At 60.6% G+C, this 249-nt stretch carries 1 protein-coding gene; it reads right to left on the bottom strand.

Annotation, left to right across the window (positions count from 1 at the left end; all coding sequences use genetic code 11):
• Window positions 1–249: hypothetical protein (locus tag IEQ44_RS16295; protein ID WP_227487690.1), on the bottom strand; the 249-nt coding region annotated here is incomplete at both ends.

The raw sequence follows: 249 nt of genomic DNA, 5'->3' as shown, positions 1-249 counted from the left end.
GACGCCGGCCTGATAGACCTGGGAATCGTAATCATAGGAGTACCAGCTGGTACGCCCGCCCAGGATCAAGGTCAGCGGGTCGGTCAGCTTGTCGCGCCAGGTACCGTAGATACCTTTCTGCACGATCTTGTACTGGCTGTCGGTACGCGTGCCACGGGCCGCCAGGCTGTCGTAGTTCTCGAAGGGCAAGTGGTTGTCGAGATCGAAAATGTTCGCCCCCGCGCTGCGCACCACCGCCATGGTGTTGTC

Origin of the sequence: Nocardioides malaquae (assembly GCF_015070385.1) — a bacterium.
GTDB lineage: Bacteria > Actinomycetota > Actinomycetes > Propionibacteriales > Nocardioidaceae > Nocardioides > Nocardioides malaquae.
Note: the sequence above shows the minus strand (reverse complement) of the source record. Positions and strands in the feature narration are given on the sequence as shown.